The 7,595-nt window shown below is 34.5% G+C and carries 4 protein-coding genes; 3 read left to right on the forward strand and 1 reads right to left on the reverse strand.

Going from position 1 to position 7,595, the window contains the following annotated elements; all coding sequences use genetic code 11:
- Window positions 1-128: 128 nt before the first annotated feature.
- The 3 genes from ABFR62_11960 (at window position 129) to ABFR62_11970 (ending at window position 6,616) form a co-directional block, all read left to right on the forward strand.
- Entirely contained in the window at window positions 129-5,144 is a 5,016-nt protein-coding gene (locus tag ABFR62_11960; GenBank protein MEN8139136.1) for an amino acid permease, read from the forward strand.
- Between the two features lie 50 nt (window positions 5,145-5,194).
- The gene (locus ABFR62_11965; protein MEN8139137.1) at window positions 5,195-5,905 is read left to right on the forward strand and encodes a mechanosensitive ion channel family protein; all 711 of its coding nucleotides are present in this window, start codon (window positions 5,195-5,197) and stop codon (window positions 5,903-5,905) included.
- A 381-nt stretch (window positions 5,906-6,286) separates the two neighbouring features.
- Window positions 6,287-6,616, forward strand: coding sequence for an acyloxyacyl hydrolase (locus ABFR62_11970; GenBank protein ID MEN8139138.1), 330 nt, complete (start codon window positions 6,287-6,289; stop codon window positions 6,614-6,616).
- A 30-nt stretch (window positions 6,617-6,646) separates the two neighbouring features.
- On the opposite strand, the gene ABFR62_11975 is transcribed toward ABFR62_11970, so the two are convergent.
- Window positions 6,647-7,033 carry a hypothetical protein gene (locus ABFR62_11975; protein MEN8139139.1) on the reverse strand — a complete coding sequence of 129 codons (387 nt, stop codon included), beginning with the start codon at window positions 7,031-7,033 and terminating at the stop codon, window positions 6,647-6,649.
- Window positions 7,034-7,595: the final 562 nt, after the last annotated feature.

Below are 7,595 nucleotides of genomic sequence, written 5' to 3' on the forward strand. Positions count from 1 at the left end.
GACTTTAAACATGCATTTATTTAACAAATACGCATAACTTTTATTCATTTAGCAGAAAAAACATTTACTTTGACTAAATAATGTGAATATTTACTATTTTTCACATCCATCTATAATAACAATCAATAATGGCAGGAAAGAATAAATTTGGTGCATTTTCAGGTGTCTTCACGCCTTCGATACTTACCATACTCGGTGTTATAATGTACATGCGTATGGGATGGGTTGTTGGAAATGCCGGGTTAATCGGTACTATATTAATTATTTTAATTGCTCACATCATCTCTATTTCTACGGGTTTAAGCGTTTCTTCGATCGCTACAGATAAAAAAGTTGGTGCCGGAGGGATTTATTACATCCTTTCCCGAAGTATGGGAATACCCATAGGAGGTGCAATTGGAATAACCTTATATGTAGGAACTGCATTTTCTATTGCTCTGTATTTAATCGGTTTTGCCGAAAGTTTCAATTCTTATCTGGATCTCGATACAAGCATCAACGGACTTAGAATAACCGGTTCCATTGCACTTATCGTTCTTACCATTATTGCACTTATAAGTACTGCCGTTGCCTTAAAAACACAATATTTCATCCTTGCTGCGATAATAGCATCACTAATTTCTATATTTTTTGGTTCAAGCGAATTTGTACCGGAATCAATAATGATGTTTACCAATGAGAGCTCTGCCCCACTGGAAACTGTTTTTGCGATATTTTTCCCGGCAGTAACCGGTTTTACAGCAGGAATTGCCATGAGCGGAGATCTTAAAAACCCTAAAAAAGCTATTCCAATCGGTACAATATCGGCAATTGCAGTTGGCTTTGTCGTATACATAGGATTGGCTTTCTTTATATCGTATTATGTTTCTTCCGATATACTAAAAGAAGATTACAACATCCTTATGAATATTGCTCTTTTTGCACCAGCCGTTGTTGCCGGTATTTGGGGAGCTACTTTATCTTCTGCACTTGGAGGTATTCTGGGAGGTCCCAGAATACTACAGGCAATGTCGGTCGACAGTGTGACACCTCGTTTATTTAGTAAAGGCCGTGGAAAAGAAAATGAACCTGTTAATGCCCTGATTCTTGCTTTTATTTTTGCCGAAGCAGGAATACTAATTGGTGAACTGGATGTTATAGCGAGACTGGTTTCGATGTTCTACCTGGCTGCATATGGGTTCATCAACCTTTCATTCTTCCTTGAAAGTTGGGCTAATCCCGATTTTCAGCCTTCATTTAAGGTTAAACGATGGATTGGCCTCATAGGTTTTATAGCGAGTTTTGGAGTTATGTTCAAACTCGACATGCTTGCTATGTTTGGTTCAATTATAATTATACTAGGAATATTCTTTTGGCTGCAGCGAAAACAAATAAAACTTGAATCGAATGATGTATGGAAAAGTGTTTGGGAGAATATTGTTGCTAAAGGTCTGAAAGAGCTCGATCACAAGAAAGAAACCCAAAGCAGCTGGAACCCTAACATCATTGTTTTTAGCGGTGAAAGCGAAGAAAGGCCCCACCTGTTGGAATTGAGTAAAAGTATTTCGGGACGAACAGGAATGGTAACTAATTTCAACTTAATTAAGAAAAACGGAGATACTCCCCTGCCAAAAGACAAACAAATAATACAAGACAGCACTTTAGATAAGCTTGGTATTTTTGGAAGAAAAATAGAAGTTAACAATATTTATGAGGGAATTGAAAATATAGCTACTACCTTCGGTTTTTCGGGAATCGATCCTAACACTGTTATGATGGGTTGGGCCAAAGACATTAAAGACCCGGTTGAATATCTAAAAATGACTCTAAAGTTGATTCAGTTGGATTATAACATGATCTACCTTGATTACGATGGACGAAAAAAATTCGGCAGGTACAATACAATAGATCTTTGGTGGAGAGAAACCGACAACAAAAATGCTGAGATGATGCTTAACATCTCCAGACTGATAAAGCAATCTCCCGAATGGGAAAATGCAAAAATCAGAGTATTATTTGTTAACCACAATAATGTTGATAATAGTATTATTAAATCTAAAATCACCAACCTGACAGATGATTTAAGAATTAGTGCCGAAATTAAAATTATCAATAATGGAGTGGAACAAAAATCATTCTACGAAATAATTGAATTACAATCGGTAAACAGCGATTTAATAATTCTTGGTATTCCTAATATCAAAATAGAGAAACAGGCAGTGTTTGTTCAAAATACCAATAAACTATTTAAAACTATTGGTTCTACCCTGCTGGTAAAAGCATCGAAAAACTTTAATGAACTCCAACTGGACTTTACAGAAGAAAAAGTTATTCTTTCGAAAACAATTTCTGAATTAAAACCACTTTCAACTTCCAAAGTAGAAGTTTTTAACGACCTTGTAAGAGAATTCGATAATAAACTGTTCGAGACTACGGAATTTTTAACAGAACCGGCTTTATCTACATTATCGTCGTTTTATATAAAGTTTATCGAGAATATAAAACGAGAATTTCAAAAAACATCTCATAACCTTAACCGAAGAAACTCTGTAGACGCTATTTCGGCCGAATTAAAAAGTTTCCTTAATAAATATAGCGAGACTTCGGAAGACTTTAGAAAAAACAAACTTCCTACAATCCAGGAAGTACTTAACAAGAGACTTAGCAAGCTTATTCATAACAGAAATGAATTCATCAGGAATGCTCCGGCAGAAATAAAATTCCATTTTCCCGATAAAGAACATAAAGGTCTGTTTGCACAAAGAGACAAAATTTACTGGAAGAATTTAATCAGCTACTATAACGATGCTAAAGTTGTTCCCAATATGGAAAGAGTCTTTTACGATTTTGGCATTAAAAATTTTGTTGCTATAACAAAATTAGCTGAAGACATCACAAACGAATCTGTATTGTTTATTGAAAATATAGCTGCTGAAAAAAAAGACAAAAACAAATCTCTGGAAGATTACAACAATACCATAATTGATATTCTTGAAGATTTCAAAGACCAATTAATATTCGCTGAAACTCAGGTTTCGGGTAAACTAAATAATTTCGAAAGAGAAACATGTATCGAAATTATTGAGGAAATGGAAAAATCATATATCAATAAAAGTATAAAAAGAAAGAGCGGAAAATTAGATAAAAAGCTCACCGAAAAAATAAAGTCTGACATTTCAGGTTTCTCTAAAGATTGGTACCGAAACCAAACCTTTGCTCATGAACAGGGCGAATCGGAAATTAATTTATCAATAGTAGGAATTTCCGTTTTTGGTGTTAACCAAAAGGTAAAATATCATATTCACGACAGCGTTATTTCGCCTCATCACGATAAATTAAAATTACTTTCTGATGTTGCCGATAATATTCACAACAGCCTGATAAAAGATGAATTCAGGGAACTGGAAATAAAAGATACCGACAATCTTGAAGAAGGTATAGCTCATATTAACTTTAGCAACATTCTGGAGATAGAAGAGGAAAGTATCCTGGATATATCGCACTCGGCACCACAGAATATTGAATTGATGAGTGCTGACTCTTTTAATGTTTTCTTTGAAACCCAAAACGATGATGTTGAAGGTATTTCAATCGACCTTGCAAATATTCAGGATTTTATAATACAAAATTCTTACCTGTCGCCGTTACAGGTGTCTATGCAGCATCTGGAAAATAATTCAATTCACGTTTCTAATGAAATATACAATTCGGCAAATCTCTTAAAACATATAGCCGGTGAATCGATTGATAAAGAAAACAAAGAACACTATATAGATGTTGTAAGCGATGTAATTGACAGAATAAATTCCGGTCTTGAAAAATTGCATGATTATTCGGAAAAATTCAATTTCAGCATCGATGCTAATACCGGTAACACTTTGGCCGACCTCAACATAAGAACAATCATTGAAAATATTGACTCTTATCCAAAGATGTCGAAAAAACCGATTATTCACACAAAATTTCATGATTGGTACATTAAAAAGCAGAAAAACATAGCTAATAGTTATAGAACCCTTGTTAATACAATAGCCCAGCGAAAACAAAGTATTGATACTTTAAAATTCGATAAAGAACACAATCAATACCTTAACAATATTGAGCTAACAAACAACTTTATCGACTCTTTACAAATAAGCCCGGTTGTTGACAAAGAGCTTCCGTTCTACTATAAAAAACTATTTACCGGAAGCCATTTGGGTGCAGATAACCTACTTAAAAGAGACAGGGAATTAAGCATAGCAAAAAATGCCGTTAACAGAATCGACAGTGGTGTAAATGCTGCAATCATGGTTGTAGGGGAATCGCTTTCCGGAAAAACATACTTCAGCGAAACAGTGGCCAAAACACTAATGAAAGGAGAAAGACATACCATTACTCCCCCGCTTAAGCAGAAATTCGATATAAACGACATGCATCAGGCATTTCAAAAAACATTCAGCAAAAGTGGTACAACCGAGGCTATTTTAAACCAACTGGAACAAAAATCGGTTTTGATATTTAACGATATCGAAAAGTGGTGGATAAAAAGTCAGAATGGAAATGTGATAATAAATTATCTGGCTAAAATGATTGAGTCTTTTGGCGATAAGCATTATTTCATTTTAAACACTAACCTCCACAGTTATCACAATATCATAAAAAATTCTACCCTGGAAAAACAATTACTGACCACTATAATAATGTCGCCGGCAAGCCGATCGGGGTTAAAAGATATTATTATGGAACGACATAAAATTGCCGGTGTTGATTTGTGGTACAACAACAAGCTTATTACAGATGCCAAAAAGGTGGATCCTATATTCGCGGAAATACATAATAAATCGGGAGGAAACATAGGTATAGCACTGAATTACTGGATAAAAAATATCGATAAAAATAAAGATGACCAACTGTTTATCAGAAAAGGTGAAGAGCTGGACTTTCCCAATATCACAAACCCTAACTGGAAGATAGTTCTATATCAACTCGTAATTCACAACCGATTGACAGAGCACCAAATTAAATCGATTTATGGAGAGAATGAATATGCAAATATCATGAACACTATGGATGAAATTGTGAAATCAGGATTGATACTAAAGCAAGCTCATAATACTTATGCCCTAAACAAAAGAGCTAAACATTATGTAGAAGACTGGCTGAAAGATTTAAAGATTTTATAAGAATCGCCTAAAAACAATTAATTAAGACTAATATTACTTTATCTACCGTTATGGAAACTTATTTGGATAATATACCATTTTCGCAAATATTAATATATCTGGCAATCGGACTATTACTAATTGTAGTCTCAAAATTTATCAGTGCCTATGTTATCCCATTGCTGAAAGGAAAACAAGTCTCAGTTAGTGTTTCCTGGCAAAGAGTACAAATAGTTATATGGCTGGTATTCTTCGGGATGTTCTACACTGCAATGCTGCACGAAAACAGGAATCTCACTATTATTTTAACAGTTGTTGTAACGGGCTTAGGATGGAGCTATTGGCGAAATATATTTTCGGGAATACTTATTAAATTTTACAATCAATTTAATGTTGGCGATGAAATTTCAACCGATTTTGTAATAGGAAAATTCAAGGAAATAAATCTGGACCAGTCTGAACTGATAAATGATAAAGGTGAGTCTATCGTAATCCCAAACTACAAATTAAGAACGGCTGTTTTAAAACACCTGTATGAAAAAGACAGTGTAAACACCCATCCGTTCACCGTAAAAACTGCTGAAAACAAAACTCAGGAGGAAGTTTACAAAATGGTTTTAAACTGCCCGTATATTTCTACCAATCAGGATATTTATGTAGAAAAGATAGCTGATAAGGAATATATGATCAGAGCATCAATCATAGATAGCTCCCTCTCGGAAAAGGTAAACAAATATTTTCAAGACATATACAAAAAAGAAGCTGACAAGGCAGTAAATTAATTGTAATCAGACTTATAAAGTTGTATTTTTATAATACATATAACTTTATATGCTCTGTTTATAATGAAAATTAATCATAAATTTTATTTACTTTTTTTACTGATTTTAGGTTTTAACAATTGTTCGACAGCCAAAAATAAAGACCAAAAACCAGGCAATTTATGGCTCGGATTAAACTATGGAATAGGAACGCAGCAATTTTTTCCCTTCAATTCAGAAGACTACATCTACGATATTGAGTTTTATAAAGTCCGGATAAACTATCTCCTAAAAGAAAAAAGAAAATGGAATATCGAACTAAATATTGAGCCAAGTCTATATTTAGCCGAACACCAACTGGTCAATATATATTTTGTCCAACCAAGATGGGGTTATGATTATATGGAACAAAGAGAAGAGTTTACAGAAAAAAGAAAGTATAGAGAATACGCATTAAATCTGGGCTTGACATTCCGACATAAAACTTATAGAAATTTAAGCACTTACGCCATGGGAAGTGTTGGCCCGATGTATTCAAACACCGGCTCGGAACGCCTGAAGGAAGGATTTGCCTTTTCCGATATTTTCGCAATAGGCTTTTCGTACAATATCAAATCCTTTCTTATAGATCTGCGCTTTAGTATCAGACATGTATCTAATGCCGACCTGCAATGGCCCAATATTGGCCACAATAGTTCTAATTTGGAATTTGGCTTTATGTATCAGTTGTAAATATTCTAATTTACAAAGACCTTTTAACTGTTAATTTTTCTTATTCTTTTTATAAGGAGATAATTTATTTTTTAGTGCCATGTAATGCTTTACAAAAGCAACTATCTGTTTGTACTCAATTGCCATTCCGTCAATATCTTCCTGATCCATTTCTTTAATGTCGGACATTAATTCAGCATTTGGCAAAATGATTTTCTCGTCAATTATTGAGCAAAGCACAGATCTTGAATTTTTACCAAGTAAAATCCCTTCTTTGTCCTCTTCTTTCTCCTCTACAAATTCATCTTTAAGCTCATTGACAGCATCCATGTCTTTTTGATGGGGCATATCATAAGTCTCAAAAACAGAAATGTATCTTTCTTCTATTAATGGAATCAGAACTTCTTTTTCCTGATCTGTAAACTTGTATTTTTTCATGCTTTTTCTCTTTTCTCCCTTCTACTTCCCTTGGTTCCTTAGCTTGTCTAAGGACAGGGACCAAGGCTAAGGGCATGCTTTTATCTTTTATCTTTTTTCTTTCCTCTTTTCTCTTTCCTCTTTCCTCTTTCCTCTTTTCTCTTTTTTCTTTCCTCTTTCCTCTTTCCTGCCTGACTGCGTCACGCAGGCAGGTATCCTTTATATCTACGACTCCGCTTTCAGGCCTGAAAATTAATCATTTTACAGAAGATAAAGTGAATTAGTGAAAGGTATATTTTAAGTGATCCTTTTATATGCATAAAACCTTCAACAAACTTACATATTGCAACTAAACAAGGCTTCCTGTTACAGTATAATGCATCATTGCTAACAAAAAAGCCGTCCTGTACAGCAAGTATTAAGTAAACATTAGCAAGAATGGGGTAAACCACCTACAGGAAGCCTTTTTTTGTGTCCCGAATGCGAAAAAACTTGCCGCAGGACGACTAAACCTTTAACAGGACGCCTCACGGAGCGGCAGGAAGACGAATTTTTCCGGCAGGAAGACATTCCGAAGCCGCAG

The sequence above is a fragment of the Bacteroidota bacterium genome (genome assembly GCA_039714315.1).
Classification (GTDB): Bacteria; Bacteroidota; Bacteroidia; order Flavobacteriales; family JADGDT01; genus JADGDT01.